Origin of the sequence: Saccharothrix sp. BKS2 (genome assembly GCF_047689505.1) — a bacterium.
Lineage (GTDB): Bacteria > Actinomycetota > Actinomycetes > Mycobacteriales > Pseudonocardiaceae > Actinosynnema > Actinosynnema lopnurensis.
Map to the genome: position 1 here is coordinate 213,607 of NZ_JAUQOL010000006.1, position 26,110 is coordinate 239,716.

General features: G+C 74.3%; 20 protein-coding genes and 1 riboswitch. Of the genes, 13 read left to right on the forward strand and 7 right to left on the reverse strand.

Going from position 1 to position 26,110, the window contains the following annotated elements; genetic code table 11:
- Positions 1–46: 46 nt before the first annotated feature.
- Positions 47–170: riboswitch (FMN riboswitch) on the reverse strand.
- A gap of 110 nt (positions 171–280) precedes the next feature.
- Positions 281–1,528: a phytase gene (locus tag Q5530_RS14545; protein WP_415362710.1), complete on the forward strand. Its 1,248-nt coding sequence runs from the start codon at positions 281–283 to the stop codon at positions 1,526–1,528.
- 416 nt (positions 1,529–1,944) lie between these two features.
- Here the strand turns inward: Q5530_RS14545 and Q5530_RS14550 are convergent, their stop codons facing one another.
- Entirely contained in the window at positions 1,945–3,456 is a 1,512-nt protein-coding gene (locus Q5530_RS14550) for an alpha/beta fold hydrolase (protein ID WP_415362711.1), read from the reverse strand.
- Positions 3,457–3,594: 138 nt separating this feature from the next.
- Here Q5530_RS14550 and Q5530_RS14555 point away from each other — a divergent pair, with 138 nt between their 5' ends.
- The 6 genes from Q5530_RS14555 (at position 3,595) to Q5530_RS14580 (ending at position 10,065) form a co-directional block, all read left to right on the forward strand.
- On the forward strand, positions 3,595–4,845 hold the full coding sequence (locus tag Q5530_RS14555; RefSeq protein ID WP_415362712.1) for a PucR family transcriptional regulator: 1,251 nt from the start codon (positions 3,595–3,597) through the stop codon (positions 4,843–4,845).
- A 271-nt stretch (positions 4,846–5,116) separates the two neighbouring features.
- On the forward strand, positions 5,117–6,064 hold the full coding sequence (locus Q5530_RS14560) for an ACP S-malonyltransferase (RefSeq protein ID WP_415362714.1): 948 nt from the start codon (positions 5,117–5,119) through the stop codon (positions 6,062–6,064).
- Positions 6,061–7,038 (forward strand): beta-ketoacyl-ACP synthase III, encoded by a 978-nt coding sequence (locus Q5530_RS14565; protein ID WP_415362716.1) that lies wholly within the window; start codon positions 6,061–6,063, stop codon positions 7,036–7,038. Before Q5530_RS14560 ends, Q5530_RS14565 begins: the two co-directional genes overlap by 4 nt.
- A gap of 61 nt (positions 7,039–7,099) precedes the next feature.
- Positions 7,100–7,339: an acyl carrier protein gene (locus Q5530_RS14570; RefSeq protein WP_380643295.1), complete on the forward strand. Its 240-nt coding sequence runs from the start codon at positions 7,100–7,102 to the stop codon at positions 7,337–7,339.
- Positions 7,336–8,571, forward strand: a complete 1,236-nt coding sequence (locus Q5530_RS14575; protein ID WP_415362717.1) for a beta-ketoacyl-[acyl-carrier-protein] synthase family protein — start codon at positions 7,336–7,338, stop codon at positions 8,569–8,571. The genes Q5530_RS14570 and Q5530_RS14575 overlap by 4 nt, the downstream gene beginning before the upstream one ends.
- Positions 8,572–8,634: 63 nt before the next feature.
- Positions 8,635–10,065, forward strand: coding sequence for an acyl-CoA carboxylase subunit beta (locus tag Q5530_RS14580; protein WP_415362719.1), 1,431 nt, complete (start codon positions 8,635–8,637; stop codon positions 10,063–10,065).
- A 214-nt stretch (positions 10,066–10,279) separates the two neighbouring features.
- Here Q5530_RS14580 and Q5530_RS14585 read toward each other — a convergent pair whose 3' ends face one another.
- Positions 10,280–10,858 carry a hypothetical protein gene (locus Q5530_RS14585; RefSeq protein WP_415362721.1) on the reverse strand — a complete coding sequence of 193 codons (579 nt, stop codon included), beginning with the start codon at positions 10,856–10,858 and terminating at the stop codon, positions 10,280–10,282.
- 499 nt (positions 10,859–11,357) lie between these two features.
- Between Q5530_RS14585 and lanKC the strand changes: the two genes are divergently transcribed.
- From lanKC to Q5530_RS14605, 4 genes are all read left to right on the forward strand, one after another.
- A complete protein-coding gene (gene lanKC, locus Q5530_RS14590) occupies positions 11,358–13,892 on the forward strand; it encodes a class III lanthionine synthetase LanKC (protein WP_415362722.1) in 2,535 nt (844 codons plus the stop codon).
- Between the two features lie 39 nt (positions 13,893–13,931).
- Positions 13,932–14,096 (forward strand): SapB/AmfS family lanthipeptide, encoded by a 165-nt coding sequence (locus Q5530_RS14595; RefSeq protein ID WP_380643305.1) that lies wholly within the window; start codon positions 13,932–13,934, stop codon positions 14,094–14,096.
- Between the two features lie 127 nt (positions 14,097–14,223).
- Positions 14,224–15,816 (forward strand): ABC transporter ATP-binding protein, encoded by a 1,593-nt coding sequence (locus Q5530_RS14600; RefSeq protein WP_415362723.1) that lies wholly within the window; start codon positions 14,224–14,226, stop codon positions 15,814–15,816.
- Positions 15,816–17,513 carry an ABC transporter ATP-binding protein gene (locus Q5530_RS14605; RefSeq protein WP_415362724.1) on the forward strand — a complete coding sequence of 566 codons (1,698 nt, stop codon included), beginning with the start codon at positions 15,816–15,818 and terminating at the stop codon, positions 17,511–17,513. Before Q5530_RS14600 ends, Q5530_RS14605 begins: the two co-directional genes overlap by 1 nt.
- A gap of 28 nt (positions 17,514–17,541) precedes the next feature.
- Here the strand turns inward: Q5530_RS14605 and Q5530_RS14610 are convergent, their stop codons facing one another.
- Positions 17,542–18,045, reverse strand: a complete 504-nt coding sequence (locus Q5530_RS14610; protein ID WP_415362726.1) for a DUF3145 domain-containing protein — start codon at positions 18,043–18,045, stop codon at positions 17,542–17,544.
- Positions 18,046–18,534: 489 nt separating this feature from the next.
- On the opposite strand from Q5530_RS14610, the gene Q5530_RS14615 reads away from it, so the two are divergent.
- A complete protein-coding gene (locus Q5530_RS14615) occupies positions 18,535–19,779 on the forward strand; it encodes a hypothetical protein (RefSeq protein ID WP_415362728.1) in 1,245 nt (414 codons plus the stop codon).
- Positions 19,780–19,872: 93 nt separating this feature from the next.
- On the opposite strand, the gene Q5530_RS14620 is transcribed toward Q5530_RS14615, so the two are convergent.
- From Q5530_RS14620 to Q5530_RS14635, 4 genes are all read right to left on the reverse strand, one after another.
- A complete protein-coding gene (locus Q5530_RS14620; RefSeq protein WP_380643312.1) occupies positions 19,873–20,244 on the reverse strand; it encodes a hypothetical protein in 372 nt (123 codons plus the stop codon).
- Positions 20,245–20,362: 118 nt separating this feature from the next.
- Positions 20,363–21,724, reverse strand: a complete 1,362-nt coding sequence (locus Q5530_RS14625) for a dihydrolipoyl dehydrogenase family protein (RefSeq protein WP_380643322.1) — start codon at positions 21,722–21,724, stop codon at positions 20,363–20,365.
- A gap of 54 nt (positions 21,725–21,778) precedes the next feature.
- The gene (locus tag Q5530_RS14630) at positions 21,779–22,345 is read right to left on the reverse strand and encodes a TetR/AcrR family transcriptional regulator (RefSeq protein ID WP_415362729.1); all 567 of its coding nucleotides are present in this window, start codon (positions 22,343–22,345) and stop codon (positions 21,779–21,781) included.
- Between the two features lie 225 nt (positions 22,346–22,570).
- A complete protein-coding gene (locus Q5530_RS14635) occupies positions 22,571–23,230 on the reverse strand; it encodes a hypothetical protein (protein WP_380643316.1) in 660 nt (219 codons plus the stop codon).
- 602 nt (positions 23,231–23,832) lie between these two features.
- On the opposite strand from Q5530_RS14635, the gene Q5530_RS14640 reads away from it, so the two are divergent.
- On the forward strand, positions 23,833–26,082 hold the full coding sequence (locus Q5530_RS14640) for a HelD family protein (RefSeq protein ID WP_415362730.1): 2,250 nt from the start codon (positions 23,833–23,835) through the stop codon (positions 26,080–26,082).
- Positions 26,083–26,110: the final 28 nt, after the last annotated feature.

Consider the following 26,110-nt stretch of genomic DNA (forward strand, 5'->3'; position numbering starts at 1 on the left):
TCCTCCCTCTGCCGACAGGCCGGTCCGGGGCAGGGCACGCCAACGGCACGCGCGCCTCCCCTCCGGACTTTCACCGTCGGCCCCGGAGTCCCACCGGGTCAACCACCCTGGCGGGCGGGTCGCGGGCTGTCACCGCCGGTTCGGACTTCCACCGAGCCCCGGAGCGCATGTCTGCTCACCGCGTCGAACACCGCTCCGCACCCTCCTGTTCCCCCGGTGACCAACGGCACAGAACCCGCGGTTCGGCTGCCGTGCACCGGGGCCGCCTACCCTGCGTCGAATGCGAATCCCGCTGGTGGTCGCCCTGGTCCCGTTGCTGCTCGCCGCCGCGCCCGCCGAGGGGGTGGTGGTGCCGGTGGCGCAGACGCGCGCCTTCGCGGACGACGCGTCCGGCGCGCCCGCGAACGCCGACGCCGACGACCCGGCCGTGTGGGTGCACCCCCGCACGCCGGGGCGCAGCGTGGTGCTCGGGACGCTGAAGGAGGGCGGGCTGGCCGCGTTCGACCTGTCCGGGCGCACGCTCGGCCTGTACCCGGCGCCCGCCGCGCCCGCGCCCGGCGCCGCGCCCGGCCGGTACAACAACGTGGACGTGCTCAGCCGGGCGACCGTCGGCGGCCGGGCCCGCGACCTGGCGTTCGTCAGCGACCGCGGGCGCGACCGGGTGCGGGTCTACGAGGTCGACGGGCGCGGCTCGGCGGCGGGCGCGGGCGTGGTGCGGGACGTGACCGACCCCGCCGCGCGGCCGGTGTTCTCCGGCTCCGAGGAGGAGGTCGACGGGCAGCGCACGGTGTACGGGCTGGCCGCCGGGGTCGTCGGGCGCACGCCCGTGGTGGTGGTGAACCGGCGGAACGAGACGCGGGTGGCGCTGCTGCGCGTCGTGCCGGCCGCCGGCGGGACCGTGGGCACCTCGGTGGTGTCGACCCTGGACCTGCCCTCGTCGTTCCCGCTGCCCGGCGGCGGGGTGTGGGCGCCGTGCGGCGAGCCCGGCGAGGGCCCGCAACTGGAGGGCATGGTGGTGGACTCCCGGCACGGGGTGCTGTACGCGGCGCAGGAGGACGTGGGCGTGTGGCGGGTGCCGCTGCGGGCGTCCGGGTTCGGCGAGCCGGTGCTGGTCGACCGGGTGCGTTCCTTCGGGGTGCCGCAGACCTACGACCCCGTCGCGGAGGAGTGCGCGGTCTCCGGGCCCGACCCGGGGGTCGGCGGCCGGGTGCTGGAGGCGGACGCGGAGGGCCTGACCGTGGCGGGCGGCTACCTGATCGCCTCCAGCCAGGGCGACTCGCGGTTCGTGGCCTACGAGCGGACCGGGCGCAACCGGTACGTCGGGTCGTTCGCGGTGGGCGCGGGCCGGGGCAACGACTCGGTGGAGCACTCGGACGGCGCGCACGCGGTGACCGCCGACCTGGGGCCGCGCTACCCGGAGGGGCTGCTGGTCATGCACGACGGCGAGCGCCGGCCCGCCGCCGGGGAGTCGGACACGACCGGGTTCGCCTACGTCAGCTGGGCGGACGTGCTGGACGAGCTGGGCTGAGGCGCGATCGACCGGAGGCCCCCGCCGGACGGGGGCCTCCGGCACCGGCCGGCTTCGGGGAGCCGGCCCCCGAGAGGTCGGCCGGCGCCGGCCTGACCCGTCGGTGGTCCCGGGGCGGCGGCACGGCCCGCGCCGCGCCCCCGCGATTCGGATCGTGTCGCAGCGCCCGTCACCCGGCAACCTGAAGTGCTTGCCCGAAAGGGTGACTGGCGTGGCGGATCTTGCGCGGACAGTCCAGAGTGGAGCTACCGGTGGGGACCGGGGAGAGGGAAACGCTCGGCGCGGTCTGACCGCGCCGAGCGTTTTCACGTCACACCGGCCCGACCGCGGCGACGGGGGCCGGGCAGGCGACGAGCGGCGGCCGGGCGACCTCGTGGAGATCGCCCGGCCGCCGCGTCCGCGCGTGCCCCGGTCCGTCAGGGGCGGACGCCCACCACCAGACCGTCCAGGTAGGACTGGACGGCCGGCGGCGAGGGCTCGCCGACCTCGGCGGGGCGCGGCTCGCCGGGGCAGGTGGAGCTGCTGGGCGGCAGGATGCCGTCGACCAGGTAGCGGTTCACCGCCCGGTTCACGCACGCGTTGCCGGAGCCGTAGATGCCGTGCCTGCCCTCGTCGAGCACGGTGACGAGGTTGTGGCCCAGCGCGGTCGCCATCGCCGGACCGCTCTCGTACTGCGTCTGCGTGTCGCCCTCGGCCTGGACCACCACGCCGACCGGGTAGCCGTCGCGCTTGAGCCGCACCGCGGGCTCCGGCGGGGTGAACGTGCGGTACGCGCAGGTCGTCGGGGCGGCGCGCGCCACGCCGAAGCCGTACGGGTAGCGGTCGCGGAAGACCCGCATGTCCTCGTAGTAGGTCTCCACGTCCGTGGGCCAGTCGACCTCGCAGGTCACCGTGTTGAACACGCCCGAGACCAGCTCGTCGTGGGCGGAGCGGGCCATCATCAGCGCCGTCTCGGCGGGCGCCCCCGAGCGGAGCTTGGTCACCGCGTCCGCCAGGTCCGCCCACAGTGGACGGTAGCGGGTGCCCACGCCCATCGCCGCGTCGAAGCGGGTCCTGGTGTTGTCGGCGACGGGTTGCGCGGCCAGCGCCGCCGCCACGCCCTCCACGGTGGCCATGACCTCCTCGACCCCGGTGCCGAGCCGGAAGTGGTCGTCGCGCTGCGCCACCCACTCCGCCCAGGACTCGACGTTGCGCCGCAGCGCGACGGCCTGGGCCAGGAACTGCTTGCGCCAGATCCACTCCGGGTGCACGGCCGAGTCCAGCACGCTGCGGTCCAGGCGCCGCGGGAACAGGCTGCCGTAGACCGCGCCCAGGTAGGTGCCGTAGGAGTAGCCCAGGTAGTTGATCTTCTCCTCGCCCAGGACGGCGCGCACCACGTCCAGGTCGCGGGCGGTGTTGGGGGTGTTGACGTAGGGCCGGATGCCGCCCGCCGCGCGCTGGCACGCGTCCTCCGTGGCGCGGGCCTCCGCCGCCCACCTGGGGAAGTCCTCGTCCCTGGGCCGGGTGTCGGCGATGACCAGCGGGGGCACGTCGTTGCAGGTCAGCGCAGTGGAGCCGCCCACGCCGCGCGGGTCGAACCCGATCAGGTCGTAGACCTTCGCCACCCCCGAGTTCGCCAGGAAGGTCGGCATCCCCAGGCCCGAGCCGCCGGGGCCGCCGGGGTTGAGCACCAGCACGCCGCGCCGCCGCGCCTGGTCCTCCGCCTTCCGGCGGCTGATCACCAGCGAGATCCGCTCCGCGGCCGGCCGGGCGTAGTCCAGCGGCAGGACCAGCTCCGCGCACTCCAGGCCGTCGCGGCACGGCTTCCAGGCGGGCACCTGGGTGTGGAACTCGGTCAGCGGGTCGAGCGACGGTTTGAGGCGACCCTCCCCGGCCGAGGCGTCGACCGCGGTCGCCAGCACCGCGGCGAGCACCAGCCCTACCGACATGAACCTGCGCACGTCCACCCTCCAGACCCGAGGCCACCGACTGCCCCGAACGCCACCGAAGGTAGGACGATCGGAGCACGGTGTCCGGTCGAGTCACTCGTTGGTGTCGTCTCGCGGAGCACGTGCCATGGTGGGGTCATGACCAGCCCAGCAGCGACCGGTCCGGCGGCAGGCGGCCCGGCGGCAGGCGGCCCCGTGGCCGGCGACCCGGCGGCGGGCGACCCCGGCCCCCTGTCGCCGGACACGCTGCGCACGCTGCGGCGGGCGTCGGGCGACCTGGCCGCGGCCACCGTGGCCGAGATGGAGTCGCGCCTGCCCTGGTTCCGGCGGATGCCGGCCGACCAGCGGGCCGGGGTGCAGCTGCTGATCCAGAACGGGGTCGCCGGTTTCGTCTCCTGGCTGCACGACCCGCAGCAGGCGATCCGGCTGACCGCGGAGGCGTTCCGCGCCGCGCCCAAGGACATCTCCCGGTGGGTCAGCCTGCGGCAGACCGTGGAGCTGGTGCGGATCGCGCTGGAGCTGTTCGAGCGCCGGCTGCCGCAGCTGGCGCGCGACGAGACCGAGCGCGCCCTGCTCACCGAGGGCGTGCTGCGGTACGGGCGGGAGATCGCCTTCTCCGCCGCCACCTCCTACGCGGCCGCGGCCGAGGCCAGGGGCGCCTGGGACGCCCGGCTGGAGGCGCTGGTCGTGGACGGGATCGTGCGCGGCGACGCGGAGGAGTCGCTGCTGTCCCGCGCCACCGCCCTGGGCTGGGACCCGGCGGCCGAGGCGACCGTGCTGGTGGGCAACCCGCCGTCGGACGACCCGCCCGCCGTGGTGTTCGAGGTGCGCAGCCGGGCGGCCCGGCTCGGGCGGCAGGTGCTGCTGAGCGTGCAGGGCTCGCGGCTGGTGGTGCTGCTGGGCGGGGAGACCGAGCGGGGCGACGCGCTGGCGCGCATCGCCGAGGCGTTCGGCGACGGGCCGGTGGTCGCCGGGCCGTCGGTGGCCAGCCTGGCCGACGCGCACCGCAGCGCGAGCGACGCGCTGTCCGGGCTGCGCGCCGTGGTGGGGTGGCCCGCCGCGCCGCGGCCGGTGCGGTCGCTGGACCTGCTGCCGGAGCGGGCGCTGGCGGGCGACCCGGAGGCCGAGTGGCAGCTGGTGGACCGCATCGCCCGGCCGCTGGAGGAGGCGGGCGGCTCGCTGCTGGCGACCGTGGACACCTTCCTGGAGGTCGGCGGCGTGCTGGAGGCGTGCGCGCGGCGGCTGTTCGTCCACCCGAACACGGTCCGCTACCGGTTGCGCCGCGCCACCGAGCTGACCGGGCGCAACGCCAACGACCCCCGTGACGCGCTGGTGCTGCGCGTGGCGCTGTCCGTGGGGCGGCTGGCGAGGGCCCGCGGGCTGTGGTGAGCCTGGGTGACACCCAGCAGGGTGTAACCCAGCAGGGTGTAACCCAGCAGGGTGTAACCCAGCAGGGTGTAACCCAGCAGGGTGTCGCCCAGTGGGGTGTGACCCACGACGCAGCGACCGGGTGAGCCGCCATGAGACGCGACCGACAACACGCGACGTGCATCAACGGTCATCCGTGAGTCACTTTTGTAGGAACCCTACAAAGGGTGGGGCGTGGATTCGTCAGTGACGGCATCCCGGTGGAGCGAGTCGACCGTGTTCAGTTGGGGACGTGATCGCGCTCCTAGCCCCCGGACAGGGGTCACAGACACCCGGCATGCTCACCCCCTGGCTCGAGGTCGAGGGGGCCGTCGAGCGGGTCGAGGCGTGGTCCGTGACGACCGGTCTGGACCTCGTGCGCCTGGGCACGACGGCCGACGCGGAGGAGATCAAGGACACCGCGGTCACCCAGCCGCTGGTGGTGGCCCTGGCCCTGCTCGCCCACGAGGAGCTGCGCCGCCGCTTCGAGCTGCCCGCCGGCACGGTGGTGGCCGGGCACTCGGTCGGCGAGCTGGCCGCCGCCGCGATCGCGGGCGTGCTCGACGCCGACGACGCGGTCGCGCTGGCCGCCGTGCGCGGCGCCGAGATGGCCGCCGCCTGCGCGCTCGCGCCCACCGGCATGGTGGCGGTGCTCGGCGGCGAGCCCGACGAGGTGCTGGCCCGGCTCGACGAGCTGGGCCTGGTCGGCGCGAACCGCAACGGCGCCGGTCAGGTCGTGGCCGCCGGGCCGGTGGAGGCCCTCGACGAGCTGGTGGCACAACCACCCGGTCGGGCGAAGGTCCGCCGGCTCCAGGTCGCGGGCGCGTTCCACACCCGCTACATGGCCCCGGCCGAGGAGGCGCTGCGCGCCCGCGCCGAGGGCGTCACGACCTCCGACCCGGTGCTGCCGCTGCTGTCCAACGCCGACGGCGCGGTGCTCACCGACGGCGCCGAGGTGCTGGAGCGGCTGATCTCCCAGGTGACCCGCCCCGTGCGGTGGGACTCCTGCCAGGCGACCATGGCCGGGCTGGGGGTGTCCGCGGTGGTGGAACTGCCGCCCGCGGGCGCGCTGACCGGCCTGGCGAAGCGCGAGCTGAAGGGCACTCCCACCTTGGGCCTGAAGACCCCCGACCAACTCGACCGGGCCGCGGAGCTGTTCGCCGCCGCGGCCGAGCCCGCCGGGACCGGGGCGACGCGGTGACCGCGTTCGCCGTGCCCGCCGGCTCGACCGGCAGCCGCATCGTCGGCCTGGGCAGCTACCAGCCCGACACCGTGGTCAGCAACCACGACCTGGCCCTGCGCATGGAGACCTCGGACGAGTGGATCCGCGACCGCGTGGGCATCGCCAACCGCCGGGTCGCCAAGCCCGACGAGCTGCTCGTCGACATGGCCGTGGAGGCCGGCGCCAAGGCCCTGGCCGACGCCGGGCTGGCCCCGTCCGACATCGGCGCGGTCCTGGTGGCCACCTGCACCATGCCGTCGCAGATCCCGAACGCCGCGGCGCAGGTCGCCCACCGGATCGGGATCAGGGCCGGGGCCGCGTTCGACGTGAACGCCGCGTGCGCGGGCTTCTGCTACGCGCTGGCCACCGCCTCGGACATGGTCCGCGCGGGCACCACCGAGCACGTGCTGGTCATCGGCGCGGAGAAGCTGACCGACTGGGTCGACCCGCTCGACCGGTCCACCGCGATCATCTTCGCCGACGGCGCGGGCGCCGCGGTGGTCGGCCGGTCCGACGAGCCGGGCATCGGCCCGGTGGCGTGGGGCAGCGCGGGCGACCTGGCCGACATGATCAGCATCCAGGACCGCGACTCGTTCATCGTCCAGGAGGGCCAGTCGGTCTTCCGGTGGGCCACCACGCAGATCGCGCCGGTCGCGCTGCGGGCGGTCGAGCTGGCGGGCCTCGACGCCGCCGACGTCGACGTGTTCGTGCCGCACCAGGCGAACCTGCGCATCATCGAGGCCATCGCCAAGCGGTTGCGGGCCAAGGGTGCGCGCGAGGACCTCGTGGTCGCGCGTGACATCGTGGACTCCGGCAACACCTCGTCCGCCTCGATCCCGCTCGCGCTGGACCACCTGCGCGCGGCGGGCGAGGCCCGCAGCGGCGACGTGGCGCTGCTCGTCGGCTTCGGAGCGGGCCTGTCCTACGCCGGACAGGTCGTCCGGCTGCCGTGACCACCCAGTACCCCGGCGCGGGAGCCCCCCGCCGGGAGCAGTCAGAGGAAAGGGATTTTCAGTGAGCAACGAGGACATCTACAAGGGGCTCGCCGAGATCGTCGAAGAGGTCGCCGGTGTCGAGGCGGCCGACGTGACGGCTGAGAAGTCCTTTGTGGACGACCTGGACATCGACTCGCTGTCCATGGTGGAGATCGCCGTGCAGGCCGAGGACAAGTTCGGCGTGAAGATCCCCGACGACGAGCTGGCCAACCTCAAGACCGTGGGCGATGCGGTCAACTACATCGCCAGCAACGCATGACGAATAGCAACGACGTCGTCGTCACCGGGCTGGGTGCCACCACCCCGCTCGGTGGCGATGTCGCCTCCACCTGGGACGCCCTCCTGTCCGGCCGCAGCGGCGTGCGCACGCTCACGGCCGGCTTCGTCGAGAAGTACCAGCTGCCGGTCAAGATCGGCGCGCCGCTCGTGGTCGACCCGACCGAGGTGCTGCCGCGCGTCGAGGCGCGCCGGCTGGACCGCTGCGAGCAGGTCGCCGTGGTGGCCGCCCGCCAGGCGTGGGCCGACGCCGGGTTCGGCGAGGACGACGTCGACCCCGAGCGGCTCGGCGTCGTGGTCGGCACCGGCATCGGCGGCGCGATGACGCTGCTGGACCAGGACGACCTGATCGAGACCTCCGGCCTGCGCAAGGTCTCGCCGCTGACCGTGCCCATGCTCATGCCCAACGGCCCGGCCGCGCACGTCGGCCTGGACCTCAAGGCGCGGGCGGGCGTGCACGCGCCGGTGTCGGCGTGCGCGTCCGGCGCCGAGGCGTTGGCCTGGGCGTGGCGGATGCTGAAGTCCGGCGAGGCGGACGTGGTCGTGGCCGGTGGCGCCGAGGCGTGCATCACCACGATCACCATGGCGGGCTTCATCCAGGCCCGGACCATGAGCACCCGCAACGACGACCCCGAGGGCGCGTCGCGGCCGTTCGACGTGGACCGGGACGGCTTCGTGCTCGGCGAGGGCGCCGGGATCCTGGTGCTGGAGCGCGAGGAGTTCGCCCGCGCCCGCGGCGCGCGGATCTACGGCAGGCTCGCGGGCATCGGCACCAGCTCCGACGGCCACCACATCACCGCGGCCGACCCCGAGGGCATCGGCCAGTCGCGGGCCATCGCGGCCGCGCTGCGCACCGCGGGCGTCGACAAGGCGGACGTGGGCCACGTGAACTGCCACGCGACGTCCACCCCGGTGGGCGACGTGATCGAGCCGCAGGCCGTGCGGCGGGCGATCGGCGACCACCCGGTGCTGACCGCGCCGAAGGGCAACCACGGTCACCTGCTGGGCGCGTCGGGCGCGGTGGAGGCCATCACCACGCTCCTGTCGGTCCGCGAGGGGATCATCCCGCCGACGCTGAACCTGAAGAACCAGGACCCGCGGGTGGACCTGGAGGTCGTCACCGGCGAGCCGCGGAAGGTGGACCTCGTCGCGGCGGTGAACAACTCCTTCGGCTTCGGCGGCCACAACGTCTCGCTCGTCTTCACCCGGGCCTGAGCGCGCTCGACAGCGTTCAACCGCGATCGACCACGTTCGACAGCCCACCCGAGGAGCTTCGCGATGACCGCCCTTGCGTCCCCGCCGGTGATCCCGGAGGCGGGTGGGCACACCGATCCGCGCGATCCGGAGGTCCGGCTCGGCCTGCTGCTGGACCCCGGTTCGACCGCGCCGTTGCGGCCCCGCGACGGCAGCGGCGTGCACGCCGTGCGCGGGCGGATCAACGGCACCACGGTGGTGGCCTACTGCACCGACGCCACCCGCATGGGGGGCGCGCTGGGGTCGGAGGGCTGCCGGCGCATCGTGGAGGCGATCGACACCGCGGTGCGCGAGCGCACCCCGGTGATCGGGATCTGGCACTCCGGTGGCGCGCGGCTGCCGGAGGGCGTGGAGTCGCTGGACGGCATGGGTCAGGTGTTCGCCGCGACGATCCGCGCGTCCGGCCGGGTGCCGCAGCTCTCCGTGGTGGTCGGCCCGGCGGCCGGCGGCGGCGCCTACGGGCCCGCGCTGACCGACGTGGTGATCATGGCGCCGGCCGGCAAGGTCTTCGTGACCGGGCCGGACGTGGTGCGCTCGGTGACCGGCGAGCAGATCGACATGGACGGGCTCGGCGGCGCGGAGGCGCACGGGCGGAAGTCCGGCGTGGTGCACGTGGTGGCGGACGACGAGCCGGACGCGTACCGGCGGGCCCGGCGGATCACCGGCCTGTTCGCCCAGCCCGGCGTGTTCGACCTCCGCTCGGTGCCGGACGGGGAGGACCTGCGGGCGCTGCTGCCGGACCGGCCGCAGCGGGCCTACGACGTGAAGCCGCTGGTGCGGGAGATCCTGGACACGGGGTCGTTCGAGGAGCTCCAGGCCAGGTGGGCGCCGAACGTGGTGGTCGGGCTCGGGCGGCTCGGCGGGCGCGCGGTCGGCGTGATCGCGAACAACCCGATCCGCAAGGGCGGGTGCCTCGACTCGCTGTCGGCGGAGAAGGCGGCGCGGTTCGTGCGGATGTGCGACGCGTTCGGCGTGCCGCTGCTGGTGCTGGTGGACGTGCCCGGCTACCTGCCCGGCGTGGACCAGGAGTGGGGCGGCGTGGTGCGCCGCGGCGCGAAGCTGCTGCACGCGTTCGGCGAGGCGGTCGTCCCGCGCGTCACCCTGGTCACCCGCAAGTCCTACGGCGGCGCCTACATCGCCATGAACTCCCGCTCCCTCGGCGCCACGGCGGTGTTCGCCTGGCCCACCGCCGAGGTCGCGGTCATGGGCGCGAAGGCGGCGGTCGGCATCCTGCACCGCAAGGAGCTGGCCGCGGTGGCGGACCCGACCGAGCGCGAGGCCCTGCACGCCGAGCTGGTCGAGGAGCACGAGCGCGTCGCGGGCGGCGTGGACCGGGCCCTGGCCATCGGCGTGGTGGACGAGGTCGTGGACCCCACCAGGACCCGCCGCAAACTGGCCGAGGCCCTGGCGGCGGCCCCCGCCGGCCGTGGCACCCACGGCAACATCCCCCTCTAACCCCACCCCCGAGTGTTGAACTCGGGGGTCCTGAACGTGGGACACGGTGGTCGCGAACGTACGACTCGCGCGTTCCGAACGTACGACACGCCGGTCCTGAACGTACGACACGCGCGAGTCGTACGTTCAGACCTCGCGAGTCGTACGTTCAGGTCGGGTGAGTCGTACGTTCGCGACACCCGAGTTCTACGTTCGCGACCCCTGAGGGGCGTGGTCAGCAGGGGGTGAACTGGGAGGTTGAGCCCTCGGTGCCCAGGTCCACGCGGAGGGTGCCGTCCTCGGCCTGGAGCGGGTAGACGACGCGCCAGTGGATGCAGTCGGCCTGGAGTTCGGCCGGGGCCTTGGCCACGTCCTGGGTGCTGGTGAAGGTCATGAGGACGCGCAGGCGGTCGGGGGACACCGATTCGACGCGGTGGACGAGGATCGTGCCGTCGCGCGAGCTCTCGTAGTCGGACAGCCAGCGGGACCTGGGGGTCTCGTCCACGCGGCGGCGGGTGACGGTGCCGGTCCACAGCTCGTAGTCGAGGTCGTTGATCGCGTCGAAGAACTGCTGGAGCACCTCGCGCACGCGCGGGCCGTCGGGGTGCATCGAGGCGTCGATGCTCAGCTGCACGACTCCGCCGCCCGGCTGGTCCTCGCGCGGCACCGGGGCGGACGAGCCGGCGCTCGGCACGGCGATCTGGTCGCCCTGCGCCGGCGCGGGCCGCTGGTACACCTCGCGCGTGAGCATCCCCACACCCGCGGTGACGGCGGCGACCACCAGCACGAGGGGCAGCAGCAGGCGCGGTTGCACGCCCCGAGCCTGCCACAGGGCGCTCCCCGGGCGACCATCACCCGGAAGTCGCAGCACCTTCCCCGAAGTTTGCGGTTTGAGAGCACCGAAGCACGTACTGGTAATGACTCGGACCCGAAAATTTTCAACCTATTCGCACCCTATCGGGTCATTACCGCAGTTATTGCGCGCCCCCTCCCCCGGACGGAGCAGCCGACAACCCTGGGTAAACCGACCCGCAATACAGCGGAGACAGGGGTGAAACACCAGGTTAACCGGTCAACATGACGAAACCTCACGGTTCCGTTTGACAACGGTCGGGTGACCTTCTCCGCTTTCAGGTGATGCCAAACCTGGCATACGGGTGAACCGAGTGGGGCAATGACCACCCGAGGTGCATAAACACGCGGAAGGGTAGGACACGGATGGAAGCACCAACTCCCCGATTCGGTGGATTGTTGGCCGCCGGCCAACGTGCGGGAATATGCCGGTCGAATAAATCGTGGGGAGGCGAATTCCTGTGGATCTCCGCTATGAGGCTTACTGCTTCGCGGACCGCCTCTTCTACGACGTGCAAAGTCAGGACGAAACGGGCCGGGATGATTTTTCCCACCTGCTGCCCCCGCTGCCGGAGGGCTGGACCCAGGCCGACCGGAACATCTGGCGGCACCTGCACCCGAACGGCGTGGTGCTGCCCAAGCAGGGCTGGAAGATCCACGTTTCGGCGACCGTGCTGAACGCCGGTGAGGTGCTGCGGGCGGCCCACGCGTACCTGACGGAGCGCCGGATCCCGTTCAAGTACCTGCGCACCCACTCGATCGTCCTGGCCCGCAACTCCAAGTACGCCCCGCGCGAAGGCAGCGGCAAGCTGATCACGATCTACCCCGCCGACGAAACCGAGCTGGAGCGCACGCTCACCGAGCTCTCGGAAATCCTCCGGGGACAGGCGGGCGCGTACATCCTCAGCGATCTCCGCTACGGCGCCGGCCCGCTCTTCGTCCGCTACGGCGGGTTCGTCGAGCAGTGGTTGGAAATGGACGGCAAGCGCGTGCTGGCCATCGAGGGCCCGGACGGCGCGCTCGTCCCCGACCAGCGCAAGCCCGTGTTCTGGGTGCCCGACTGGGTGAAGGTGCCCGCGTTCCTGGAGGAGCACCTGGCCGCGCGCCGGGCGGGCGGCCAGGACGGGTTCCCCTACCGGGTGCTGCGCTCGCTGCACTTCTCCAACGGCGGCGGCGTGTACCAGGCGACCCGCAAGTCCGACGACCGGCAGGTGGTGCTCAAGGAGGCCCGCCCGCACGCCGGCCTGGACCGCGAGAACGTCGACGCGGTCGCCCGGCTGCACCGCGAGCACGACATCCTGACCAGGCTCGCCGGCGTCCACGGCGTGCCCGAGGTGTTCGAGCGCTTCACCGCGTGGGAGCACGAGTTCATGGCCATGTCCGAGGTGCCCGGCCGCCCGCTGGGCCAGTGGCTCGGCGTCAACTACCCGCTCACCCACCACGAGGTCACCGACGAGGCGGTCACCGCCTACACCGAGCGCGCGCTGAAGCTGGTCGCCGAGGTGGAGCGGATCGTCGACGAGGTGCACGGGCGCGGCGTGGTGTTCTGCGACCTGCACCCGCTCAACGTCCTGGTGGACGACGACGACCGGGTCTCCCTGATCGACTTCGAGCTGGCGTTCCCGGTCGAGGAGGACCGCAAGCCCACGCTGGGCTCGCCGGGCTTCCAGGCGCCGCCGGACCGCAGCGGCTTCGAGATCGACGAGCACGCCCTGGCCGCGCTGCGCCTGTACCTGTTCCTGCCGCTCAACGCCGTGATCGAGCTCGCACCGGTCAAGCTGCGCTCGCACGTGGACTTCATCCGCCGCCGGTTCGACCTGCCCGACGAGTACTGCGCCGGCATCCTCGACGGCCTGGCCCGCCGCGTCGACCCGCCGACCGGCCCGACGACGACCTCGCTGGACGGCCCGGGGCCCGACCTGCCCGTGGTGCTCAAGATGATCGCCGCGGGCGTCCTGGCCAGCGCCACCCCGCACCGCACCGACCGCCTGTTCCCCGGCGACGTGGAGCAGTTCGAGACCGGCGGCGCGACCTTCGGCCACGGCGCGGCGGGCGTGCTGCACGCGCTGGACACCGCCGGCCAGGGCCGGTTCCCCGACCACGAGCGGTGGCTGCTCGACTCGGTGCGCCGCGACCCGCCCAAGGAGCCCGGCTTCTTCACCGGCGCCCACGGCGTCGCGCACGTGCTGGAGAACTTCGGCCACCGCGACCTGGCGGGCGAGATCGTCGGCTCCTACGCGGCGATGCTGCCCGACACCGAGGACCACAGCCTCGGCGCCGGTCTGGCGGGCATCGGCCTCAACCTGCTCCACTTCGCCGGCACGCGCGGCGAGGAGACCTACCTCGCGCGGGCGGTGGAGCTGGGCGAGCGCCTGGACACCGCGCTGGCGCAGGTCGAGCCGCCCGGTGACAAGGCCCGCGCGGGCCTGGAGCACGGCTGGTCCGGTCCCGCGCTGCTGTTCCTGCGCCTGTTCGAGCACACCGGCGACCGGCGCTGGCTGGAGTCGGGCGTCACGGCGCTGGAGCGCGACCTGGCCGAGACGATGATCGCGCTGGACGGCTCGACGCAGGTCCGGGACGGCAACTTCCGCACCCTGCCCTACATCGGCATCGGCAGCGCCGGCATCGCCCTGGTGCTCAACGAGTTCCGCCTCGTCGACCCCGACCTGCCGGTCGTGGGGCGGCTGCCGGAGCTGGTCTCCGGCACGACCGGCGAGTTCGTCGTGCAGCCCGCCCTGATGCTGGGGCGCTCGGGCCTGCTCGCCACCCTCGTCCACACCGGCGGACCGAGGCACGCGATCGACCGGCACGTGGCCGGCCTGTCCTGGCACGCCGTGCCCTACCAGGACGGCCTGGCGTTCCCCGGCATCCAGCTCCGGCGGCTGTCGATGGACCTCAACACCGGCGGTGCGGGCGTGCTCGCGGCGCTCAGCACCCTCGTGAACGGCACCCCCGTGCTGCCGTTCCTCACAGCCCCGGCCCTTCCGGGCCGGTAGCAGTAACCCTTTCCGAAATCCCCCGAAAAAGGAGTCATCATGGACTTCATCCTCGACCTGCAGGACCTGGAGACCCCCGAGGCCCAGTCCAACGCGATGGCGTCGGGCGGCAGCAGCGGCGGTGGCGGCGGCAGCACGACCGCCTCCAACCTCTCCCTGCTGGGTGTCTGCAGCCACTCCACCCTCAGCGTGCTGGCCTGCTGACCAGGCTCGACACGGTAATGCCCACCGGGTGGGCGGCGCAGGCGAAGTGCGCCGCCCACCCGGTCACCGCGGGGGCTCGACGGCACGCCGTCGGGCCCCCGCACACATGATGCGCCGAGGAGCCGAGATGTCGCTTCCCCCGGTCGTGCGCCGCGACCCGCGCTGGCTGCTGCTGGCGGTCAACGCGCTGCTGGCCACCACCGCCGGGCTGCTGCTGCCGACCGCGCTGGCCGCCGCGGTGGACGCGGCGCTGGCCGGCCGCCCGGCGGGCGCCGCCGTGCTGTGGCTGATCGGGCTGGCGGTCGTGGAGCTGGTGGGCGACGCGATCGGCGTGGTGCTGGCCGCCTCGATCACCGCGCGCGGCGCGGCGTGGCTGAGGCGGCGGCTGACCGGGCACCTGCTGGCGCTGGGCCACCCGGCGCGGTTCGAGGCCGGTGACGCGGTGAGCAGGCTGACCGGTGACAGCGCGATGGCGGGCGGGATCGCGGTGCCCGCGGTGAACGTGGGCGTCTCGGTGCTGACCGCGGTGGGCGCGGTGGTGGCGCTGGCGCTGATGGACTGGCGACTGGCCGCGGTGTTCCTGCTCAGCGTGCCGCTGGCGACCCTGCTGGTGCGCTCCCACCTGCGGCTGACCGCCTCCGACGTGGCGGCCTACCAGGAGGTCTCCGGCGAGCTGTCCGCGCGGCTGGTCGACGCCGTCGGCGGCCTGCGCACGATCGCCGCCTCCGGTCGCGCCGACCAGGAGGCCGAGCGGGTGCTGCGGCCGCTGCCCCGGCTGGCGAGCGCCGGCGCGGGCATGTGGCGCACCCAGGCCCGGATGATCTGGCGGGCCGGCCTGCTGCTGCCCGCGGTGGAGCTGGCGGTGCTGACCGCCGCCGGGTTCGGCCTGGTCGCGGGCCGGTTGAGCATCGGCGACGTGCTGGCGGCGCTGGGGTACGCGGCGCTGGGGATGGCGGTGGTCGGGCAGGCCACCGTGCTGACGAGCCTGCAACGCGCCCGCGCTTCGGCGGCCCGCCTGCAGGAGGTCTTCGACACGCCCGTGGACGAGGCCCGGCCGCCCGGGTCGACCGCCGCCGGCGAGGTGCGGCTGAGCGGGGTGTGCGTGCCGGACGCGCTGCACGACGTGGACCTGGCCGTGCCGGCGGGCGCGTTCGTGGCCGTGGTGGGCCGGTCCGGGGCGGGCAAGTCCGCACTGGCCGCGGTGATCGGCGGGCTGGCCCGGCCGGCGTCGGGGCAGGTGCTGCGCGGCGGGTCCGTCGGCTACGCGTTCGAGCGGCCGGCGCTGGTGGGCGGCACGGTCCGGGACGCGGTCCGCTACGGCACGTCGGCCGGCGAGGACGAGGTGCTGGCGGCGTGCCGGGCCGCGCAGGTGCACGACGTGGTGGTGCGGCTGCCGCACGGCTACGACACGCCGATGTCGGCGGCGCCCATGTCCGGCGGCGAGGCGCAGCGGCTGGGGCTGGCGCGGGCGTTCGTGCGCGACCCGGCCGTGCTGGTGCTCGACGACGCCACCGCGAGCCTGGACATGGTCACCGAGTCCACTGTGGAGCGCGCGGTGGAGTCGGCGCTGCCGGGGCGGACCCGGGTGGTGGTGACGCACCGGGCGGCGACCGCGCGGCGCGCGGACGTGGTGGTGTGGCTGGACGGCGGCCGGGTGCGCGCGGTGGCGCCGCACCGCGAGCTGTGGGACGACGACGAGTACCGGGCGGTGTTCGGCTGATGGCCTACCTGCGGGCGTTGCGGGAACAGCGGCGCGGCGTCGCGGTGCTGCTTGGCTGGTCGGTGCTGGAGGGCGTGCCGGCGCTGCTGTCCGGCCGGCTGGTGGCCCTGGCCGTGGACCGCGGCTTCGCGGTCGGCGAGCCGTGGGTGGGCGTCGGCTGGCTGCTGGCGTTCGCCGGCGTCGCGGTGCTCGGCGGGTTCGGGCTGCGGCAGGTGTTCATGCGGCTGGGCGCGGTGGTCGAGCCGCTGCGGGACGCCCTGGTGCGCGAGGTGGTGCGCGGCGTGCTGCGCGGCGGTTCGCACACCCGGCAGCCCGACGCGAGCGCGGTCGCCCGGATCACCCGGCACGTCGAGGTGGTGCGCGACGCGACCGCCGGTGTGCTGGTGCAGGCGCGGGCGCTGCTGGTGACCACGACCGCCGCGCTGGTGGGGCTGGCCGCGACGGTGTCCTCGCTGGCCTGGCTGGTGATCCTGCCGGTGGTGGCGGCGCTGGTGCTGTTCGGGCTGATGCTGCCGTCGCTGGCGCGCGGGCAGCGGCGGCTGGTGCTGGCCGACGAGGACACCGCGGCCGTGGCCGGGACGGTGTTCCTGGGCGTGCGGGACGTGGTGGCGGTCGACGGGGCCGCGCACGCGGTGGCCGACGTGTCGACGCAGGTCGAGCGGCAGGCGGCGGCGGCCGTGCGGATGGCGTGGGCGACCTCGCTGCGCGGCGTGGTGGTCGCGCTCGGCGGGTTCGCGCCGCTGGCCCTGCTGCTGGTGCTGGCGCCCGCGATGGTGCGCTCCGGCGAGCTGAGCGCCGGCGAGGTGCTGGGCGCGGTGGTGTACCTGGGCACGAGCGTGCAGCCCGCGCTGCGGCGGTTGGCCGACACCGTGAGCACGGTGGTGCTGCGGCTGGTGGTGGCGCTGCGCCGGTTGGCGGAGGCCGCACCGCCCGTCGACGAGCCCACCGGCGACGCGGTGCCCGACGGGCAGGACGTGGAGCTGCGCGGGGTGACATTCGGTTGGGGCGCGGGCGCCGAGCCGGTGGTGCGATCGCTGGACCTGGTGCTGCCGGGCGGCTCGCACCTGGCCGTCGTCGGGCCGAGCGGGATCGGCAAGTCCACGCTGGCCGGGCTGGTCACCGGCCTGGTGGCGCCGCAGGCGGGCGAGGTGCTGTTCGGCGGGGCGCCGGTGCGGTCGGTGGCGGCCGAGGTGCGGCACCGGAGGATCGCGCTGGTGCCGCAGGAGACCTACCTGTTCACCGGCACCGTGCGGGAGAACCTGGCGCTGCTCGCACCCGACGCCTCGGACGCCCGGCTGCTGGCGGCCGCGGCGGCGGTGGGCGCCTCCGAGGTGCTGGCGCGGCTGGGCGGCCTGGCGGGCGGGATCGGCCACGCGGGCGGCGGGCTGTCGGCGGGCGAGGCGCAGCTGCTGGCCGCGGCGCGGGTGCACGCCTCCGACGCGGACGTGGTGATCCTGGACGAGGCCACGTCGTCGCTGGACCCGGCGGCCGAGGCCGTGGTGGAGCAGGCGTTCGCGGCGCGCGGCGGCACGCTGGTGGTGATCGCGCACCGGCTGTCCTCGGCGCTGCGCGCGGACCTGGTGCTGGTGATGGACGGCGGCGCGCCGCTGCTGGGCCGCCACGACGAGCTGATGGCGGCCTCCGGCGCCTACCGGGACCTGATGGCGGCCTGGCAACCCGCGCCGACCGTCCACTAGAGACGGTCGGCGGGCGGTCGGCCTGCTCTCAGCCCACGCGGTGCAGCCAGGTGACGGGAGCCCCGTCGCCCGCGCGCCGGAAGGGCTCCAGCGCGTCGTCCCACGCCGCGCCCAGGATCTCGTCCACGCCGTGCGCGAACGACTCCCCGCCGCGGCTGCGCGCGGCCAGGGCCCGGAGCTGGTCCTCGGACACGACGATGTCGCCGTTGGCGCTGGTGCGCGCGTGCCACAGGCCGAGCACGGGCGCGAAGCAGTACCGCACGCCGTCCACGCCCGGACTCGGGTCCTCCGTCACCTCGAACCTGAGCATCGGCCACGCCCTGAGCGCGGACACGAGTCTGGCCCCGGTGCCGGCCTCACCTGTCCAGTTGCACTCGGCGCGCAACTGCCCTGGCGCAGCGGGCTGCGCCGCCCACTTGAGGTCCGCTCGCTCACCGAGGGTGCCCGAGATCGCCCACTCGACGTGCGGACAGACCGCAGACGGCGACGAGTGGACGTAGACCACGCCACTGGTCCTGCCACGGGTGCTCACAGCTGACCTCCGCTACTCGACGAGGGACGTCTTCCCCTACGACCTGCCGAGTCCCGCGGCGATCTTGTGAAATCCCGACTTGGTCATTCTGCCCGCTCGGGCAGCGGTCCGCCAGAAGAACCAGCCCGTTCCTCACTCGGGCGGGTCAGATACAGGGCTTTCGACCCTTATTCGCAACCACGGGGCCACACCCGCGGGGCCGCGAGATCACTTTCCGAGATCATCCGGACACGGTCACGTGATCGGCACGAAGATCCTCTCCACGATCGACCGCGGTGGTCGGTCCTCCGTCGACGGCGCGGCGGGGGCGCGGCCGGCGCCGGTGCCCGCCCCACCCAGGGGACACCCTGCCACGGCGGGACCGTTCGGCCCAACGCGCCACGGCCGATCAGGTGATGACAGTCACGCGTGGTCAACACTCCTGGCGGGGCGCGCCGCCCGGCCGCCGGCGGCGCTACCGTGTCTGCCCGTGGGGAACGGTGGAATCTCGTGCGGCTGATCAGGCTGGGGTCGGAACCCTCCGGGGTGGGCGCGGACGTGCGCGCCGCGCTGAGCACCTGGGGCAACGGCGACGCGGTGCTCGGCGGTGTCGCGCTGCTCGGCGTGCGGCCGCCGGACTGCCCGCGCGAGCTGGACGCCGTGGTGGTGCTGCCGCGGGGCGTGCTCGTCGTGGTCGGCGTGGACCTGCCCGACCCGGCGGTGCGGCTGGAGGCGCCGCTGAACGGCCAGTGGCGGATCGACGGCTGGCCGCTGACCCGGCCGGACGGCGCGCTGAGCCCCGCGGCCGAGGCGCTGGAGGCGACCACCGCCGTCGCCCGGCGGATCCAGGACATGCGCGGCGAGCCGCTGCCGGTGACCACCGTGGTGGCCGTCGGCCCGTACGTGGGCCAGGTCGTGCAGCCCACCGTGGACCTCAACCGGGGCGTGCGCGTGCTGCACCCCAAGCCGACCACGCTGCTGGCCGCCGCGCGCGAGCTGGCCACCAGCGACCGGCCCTGCTCGGCCGAGCACGCCGCCAAGCTGGTGGCCGTGCTCGCGCCGACCGGCCCGCCGCCGCCCCGGGCGCAGCTGCTGGCCGAGGGCTTCTCCGACGCCGCCGCCGACCTGGCCTCGGCCAACACGGTGCTGCTGCCGAGGATCACCGTCGCGCCCCGCCGCCCGGCCCTGCCCTACCTGGTCGCGTCGGTGGTGGGCGTGCTGCTGGTCATCGCGCTGGTCGTGGCGCTGTCCCCGGACGGTTCCTCGGACAGCTCCTCGGCGGCCACCTCGACCGCGCGGCCGACCACGGTCGTGGTGGACGGCCGCAACTTCTCGCCGCGCGGCGCGGACCGGACGGACGACTGCGCCGGGCACGCGTTCGGGGACGTGCAGGCGTGGTTGTCGGAGCACATGTGCATGCAGCTGCGGCGCGCCCAGTACGAGACCGCGGTGGACGGGCGCCGGGTCGGCGTGGCGGTGGCCGAGCTGAGCCTGCCCGACGCGCAGCGCGCGGGCGAGCTGCACTCGGTGGCCACGACCGCGGGCGCGGGCGGGGTGATCGCGCTGGTCCGGGAGGGCCGGGGTTGGCCCGGTGGGCCGGTGTCGTTCGACCGGTCCGCGCTCCGCTCGACGACCAAGGGCGGGCAGGTGCGCATCGCGCAGGCGGTGTGGGCGGAGGGCGAGTCCGACGGGGGCGACCCCGCGCTGGGGCAGGTGGCGGAACAGGCGTTGCGGTTGCCGGCCGCGCAGCAGTAGCGGGGTCGGGGTCTCGGCGGGGCAGGGGTGTCGGCAGAGCAGGGGTCCGGCGCCGCAAGGGTGTCGGCAGAGCCGAGGTCAGTGCCGCCGGGGTCAGCGCCCGGTGCGCACCATGCCGACGGCGATCAGGCCGAAGGCCGCGTGCAGCACGATCACCAGCCCCGCGATCCCGCTGAGCGACTCGGTGCCCGGTTCGCCCACCACCACGCCCCACGCGAACAGCCACCCGCCGAGCACCGCCGCGATCCCCGGCACCAGCACCGGCACCGGCACGTGGGCCAGGCAGAACAGCGCCGCCGACCGCGCGCGCAGCAGCGTGTGCAGGAACACCGGCAGCACCAGGAAGCCCGGCAGGTGCACCGCGATCGGCGTCCACCGGGGACCGCCGGGCAGGAACGTGGTGGTGATGACGAAGGCGCACCACAGCACGGCGGCCGTCGTCAGGACCACGGTTCCTCTGCTCACCGGCGCAGTCTAATGAGACGTGAGGCCCGCTCTCCCGTCCAGCCGACCGATGGCGGCACGGCGTTGCGGCACTCGGACCAGGGCGAACACGGTGCGCCGACCGGTGTCGCACCCAGCGTCAGAGCCCGTAGGACTCCAGCAGCCTCAGCCACACCTCGCTGATCGTCGGGTACGCCGGGACCGCGTGCCACAACCGGTCCACGGTGACCTCCCCGACCACGGCGACGGTGGCCGCGTGGATCATCTCGGCCACGTCGGGACCGGCGAACGTGACGCCGACCAGGGTCCGCGTGCGCTCGTCGACCACCATGCGCGCCTTGCCGCGGTAGCCGTCGGCGTGCAGGGACGAGCCGGCGACCGCGATGTCCACGTCCACCACCCGCACGTCCAGGCCGGCCTCGCGGGCCTGCGCCGCGGTGCGGCCGACCGAGGCCACCTCCGGGTCGGTGAACACCACCTGCGGCACGGCGGTGTGGTCGGCCGTGGACACCGGGGCGGTCCACGGCTCGGGGTCCACCGCGCCGGTGACGATGGCCGTGCCGACCGCGCGGGCCTGGTACTTGCCCTGGTGCGTGAGCAGCGCGCGGCCGGTGACGTCGCCCGCCGCGTACAGCCAGTCCACTCCGGACACCCGGCCGGTGTCGTCGACCGGCAGCGGGTCGCCCGCCCCGAAGCCGAACTCCTCCACGCCCAGGTCGAACGTCGCCGGCTGCCGGCCCGTGGCCACCAGCAGGTGCGCGCCCTCGACCGACGAGCCGTCCGACAGCGCGAGCGAGATCCCGGCGTCCGCTGTGGACACACCGGTGGCCCGGACCCCGGTCAGCACGCGCACGCCGTCCTCGCGCAGGCCGTCGGCCACCAGGTCGCCCGCGAAGTCCTCGAACTTCGGCAGCGGCCGCTCGCCGGACGCCACCAGGGTGACCCGCGAGCCCAGCCGCGCCCACGCCTGCGCCATCTCGACGCCGACCACGCCGCCGCCCAGGACCACCAGGGAGGTGGGCACCTCCTGGGCCGAGGTCGCCTCGCGGGAACCCCAGTGCGGCACGTCCGACAGGCCGGGCAGGGGCGGCACCCGCGGCACGCTGCCGGTGCACACCACCACCGCCCTGGCCGCGGTGAGCACGCGACCGCCCACGTCGACCCGGCGCTCCCCGACCAGCCGACCGCGACCGCGCAGCACGGTCAGGCCCGCGCCCTCGGCCCACTCGACCTGGCCGGCGTCGTCCCAGTCGGAGGTGAAGCCGTTGCGCCGCGCCAGCACCGCCGCCGCGTCGAGGCGGTCGCCGACGGGCACGCCCGGCAGGCGACGAGCGGCGGCGAGCGCGTGACCGGGGCGCAGCAGAGCCTTGCTCGGCATGCACGCCCAGTACGAGCACTCGCCGCCGACCCGCTCGAACTCCACCAGGGCGGTCCGCAGACCGCCGGCGGCGGTCCGCGCGGCGGCGTTCTCACCCACCGGCCCGCCGCCGATCACGATCACGTCGAAGTCGTCGCTCACCGGTCCACCCCACACCACCCGGACCGACCCGGCAAGTCACGCCGGGTCGAACACGCCCGCCAGCATCTCCAGGATCACGTTGTCCGCGGTGCGGAGCACGACCGGGCGTTCCTCCTCCTCGACCCTCTCGGCCAGCTTGTACATCGCGTCGGCGGTCTGGGCGGCCATCCGGAAGGTCAGGGTGACGGGGGCGTCGCCCCGCACCTCGAAGCGGCGCACGAACAGGTCGCGCAGCCGCTCGGCCATGAGCTCGTACTGGTCGACCGACGAGTCGAGGCGGTGCCCGTCGAGCAGGTCGCTGAACCGGACCCGGCCGAAGCCCGGGAGGTCGGACAGCATCTTCAGGTAGACGGCGACGACCTGCTGGACCGCTCCCCGCCAGTCCCCGGCCAGGCGACCCTCTGTGAACAGGGATTCCACCCGTCCGAGGTACTCCTCCATGCCGCGCAGCGCCAAGGCGTGCACAACAGAACGCTTGTCCGGGAAGTATTGGTAGAACGATCCAATTGGCACGCCTGCGAGCTCGACGATCCGGGCGGTGGTGATGTCGTCGTAGTCGTACTCGTTGAGCAGCGTCGCGCAGGCATCGACAATGGCGGTCACCGTGGCGGCACCGCGCTGCTGAACGGGCTGACGCCGCATCACCTTGGCTAAGCGGTTTTCAGCGGGATTTTCATGCACGCGCTCATCTTGATGGATACGGACCGGTAAGCCCAACCAGACGATTCCGGAATGTGATGTGAGGTCTGCTCGGTTACCGCGTCGGGATTGTTGGCGAGCAAAACTATTCCCGCCGAAAACGCCCTGACCACGAAAAACCCGTCGGCGTCACCGCGCGACCCGCTGGGCGGGCACCGGGTTCACCCCCTCGGGTGATGGCGGCCGTTCGGCCGACCGGGGGCGGACGATCGGGTCCGAAGCCGGTCGGGGCGGTCGGGTGAGGTAGGGGGAGACCAATCGGGCGAGCACCAGACCGGGCGCCAGGAGGGGCACGACCGCCGACAGCGCGGCCGCCGTCGCGCCCGCCCGCGCCACGTCCCGGGGGATGACCGCGACCCGGTCCACCACGAAGGCCCGGCGCCCGGTGAGCGACACCAGCCCCATCACGACGAGGAAGGCCGCGAACGCCGACAGCGCCCACTTGACCGCGACGTAGCCGACGTCCTCGGCCGCCGCCATCACCGCCAGCCACCCGAGCAGCGCGGGCAGCTGCCTGCCGGGGCCCGTCATCGCCCACAGCAGGCCGCCGGCGAACGCCAGGGGCCCGGTGCGGTCGACCGCCCACGCGCCGGCGGCGTCCGGCAGGCCGGTCGGCAGGCCGGCCCAGCGCGCGGGCAGCACGTCCAGCGGACCGGGCGCGCCGAACGCCTGCCCCAGCACCCAGGCCAGGGACCAGGCGGAGACGACGACCGCGAACGCGAGCTCCCACCTCGGCCGGTCCACCGCGAGGCGGCAGAGCCTGGACAGTTCCCGGCGATGTTCCCTCACACCCGCCAGCCTGCCGGGGCGGTTGGTCACCGCTGTCCGGTTTCACCCGGCTGCCCGGGAGGGCCGCTCGTCTGGTGGTCGAGTCCTCCCGGGGTACTCACGTGGTGTGGTGGGCGGGTGCGGCAGGTGTACCCGGTGGGCGGGAAGACAGTGGGGGCGCGCGGGCGGCCGCTCGGGGGCGGTGAGCGGTGGCGGGGCGGCACCGGCGCTGGCCGCTCGGCGGTGGCGGGGCGGCGGTGGCGAGGCGGCACCGGCCGCGCACCGGCACCGGTTCGGGGGTGGCAGCACTGGTCGCGGGTGGCCGGCACCCGGTTGGGCCACGGCGGCACCGGGCGCGCGGCCGCGGAACCGGTTGCGCGACAGCGGATCGCCGCCCCACCACCCCGACGCACCTCAGCGCAAGCCCCACCGCTCAACGGGTTCGGGCACTCGGCCGAACGGACGCGGCAACCCCACCGTTGACGAAGTCGGGGCGGCACCACGAGCGGGCGCGTGTAGTAGATTGGACGTTCTGCGCAGCAGGGAAGGGCGCAGGGCGCAAACAACTGTCAGCCGCAATGCCACGCAGGCTGATAATCCACGCTATCCAGAAAAGAGGCACGTTGTCAAGCCCCTCCGATGACCTCCGGCTCGCGGAAACCGAGGCGGAGCAGGAATACGTGTCGATGCTGTACGGCAGGCTGGACGACCTCCGCGAGCAGAGCTCGAAGCGCCTGGCCGGCGCGCTGAGGCAAACCGGGGGGACGCACCAGATGCGCTCCGAGCGGGACACCGCGGTGGCGCTGTACTCCGATCAGCTCGCCCAGTACAGCGCCGTGGAGAACGGGCTGTGCTTCGGTCGGCTGGACTTCCACACCGACGGCCGTTTCTACATCGGCCGGATCGGCTTGTTCGACGAGGACAAGGAGTACGAACCGCTGCTGATGGACTGGCGCGCGCCCGCCGCCCGCCCGTTCTACCTCGCCACCGCCGCCGCCCCGGAGGGCGTGCGCAGGCGCCGCCACCTGCGGACCAAGCAGCGCAAGGTCGTCGGCATGGACGACGAGGTGCTCGACATCAACTCGGTCGACCCCCACCGGTCCTCGGAGGGCCTGACCGGTGAGGCGACCCTGCTGGCCGCGGTCAACGCGAGCCGCACCGGGCAGATGGGCGACATCGTCGCCACCATCCAGGCCGAGCAGGACCGGATCATCCGCACCGAGCTGAACGGCGTCGTGGTCGTGCAGGGCGGTCCGGGCACGGGCAAGACCGCGGTGGCCCTGCACCGCGCCGCCTACCTGCTCTACACGCACCGGCGGCAGCTGGCCAAGCGCGGCGTGCTGGTGGTCGGGCCGAACGCGACGTTCCTGCGCTACATCGGGCAGGTGCTGCCCTCGCTGGGCGAGACGGGCGTGCTGCTGTCGACCGTGGGCGAGCTGTTCCCGGGCCTGACCGCGGTGGGCCGCGAGCCCGCCGCGGCCGCGGCGCTCAAGGGCCGCGCCGAGATGGCGGACGTGGTGGCGCGGGCGATCAAGGACCGGCAGGAGGCGCCGGGCCTGGTCGAGGTCCCGTTCGACCAGGACGTGCTGCGGCTGGACCGGCGGGCCATCAGCGACGCCCGCGGCCGGGCCCGCCGCACCCGGCGGCCCCACAACGAGGCGCGGCGCACGTTCCAGCGCGAGATCATCTCGACGCTGGCCGCGCAGGCGGTGTCCCGGCTGGGGCGCCACCTGCTGGACCAGGCCGACATCGACGACATCCGGCGGGAGCTGCGCGAGGAGCCGTCCGTGCAGCGGGTCGTCGAGCGGCTGTGGCCGACGCTGACCCCGCAGCGGCTGCTGGAGGACCTGTACGCGTCGCCGAAGCTGATCGCCAAGGCCACGCCCAAGCTCTCGCCCGCCGAGCGCGAGCTGCTGCGCCGGCCGCGCGGGGCGGAGTGGACGCCGGCCGACGTGCCGCTGCTCGACGAGGCGGCCGAGCTGCTGGGCGAGGACGACACCGAGGCCAAGGCGCGGACCGAGCGCCGGCGGCGGCAGGCGATCGACTACGCGCAGGGCGTGCTGGACATCCTGGACCTGGAGGACGACGCCGACCCGGACATCCTCATGGCGACCGACCTGGTCGACGCCTACCGGCTGGCCGAGCGGCACGGCGCCGAGCGCTACGAGACCGCGGCCGAGCGCGCCGCGGCGGACCGGACGTGGACGTTCGGGCACGTCATCGTGGACGAGGCGCAGGAGCTGTCGGCGATGGCGTGGCGCACGCTGATGCGGCGCTGCCCGTCCAAGTCGATGACCGTGGTGGGCGACATCGCGCAGACCGGCGACATCGCGGGCGCGTCGTCGTGGGACCAGGTGCTCTCGCCGTACGTGATGGACCGGTGGAAGCTCACCGAGCTGACCGTGAACTACCGGACGCCGTCGGAGATCATGGCCGTGGCGGCGGACGTGCTGGCGTCGGTCGACCCGGCGCTGAAGCCGCCGACCTCGGTGCGGGACAGCGGTTTCCCGCCGTGGGCGCTCGGGGTGGACTCGGTGGCCGAGACCCTGCCGGCGCTGGTGGAGAAGGAGGTCGCCGGCGTCGGCGACGGCAAGGTGGCGGTGATCGTGCCCGCGGCGTCGGTGGCGGAGCTGCGCGCGGTCGTGCCGGGCGCGTCCGACGACCTGGACGCGCAGGTGGTGGTGCTGGGGGTGGTCGACGCGAAGGGGCTGGAGTTCGACTCGGTGCTGGTCGTGGAGCCGGCGGGGATCCTGGCCGAGTCGCCGCGCGGGGCGAGCGACCTGTACGTGGCGCTGACCCGGGCCACGCAGCGGCTGGGCGTGGTGCACACCGGTGAGCTGCCGGAAGTGCTGGGGAGGCTGACCACCGGGTGACCGGCGCGCGGGCGGCGGCGGGGTCGCG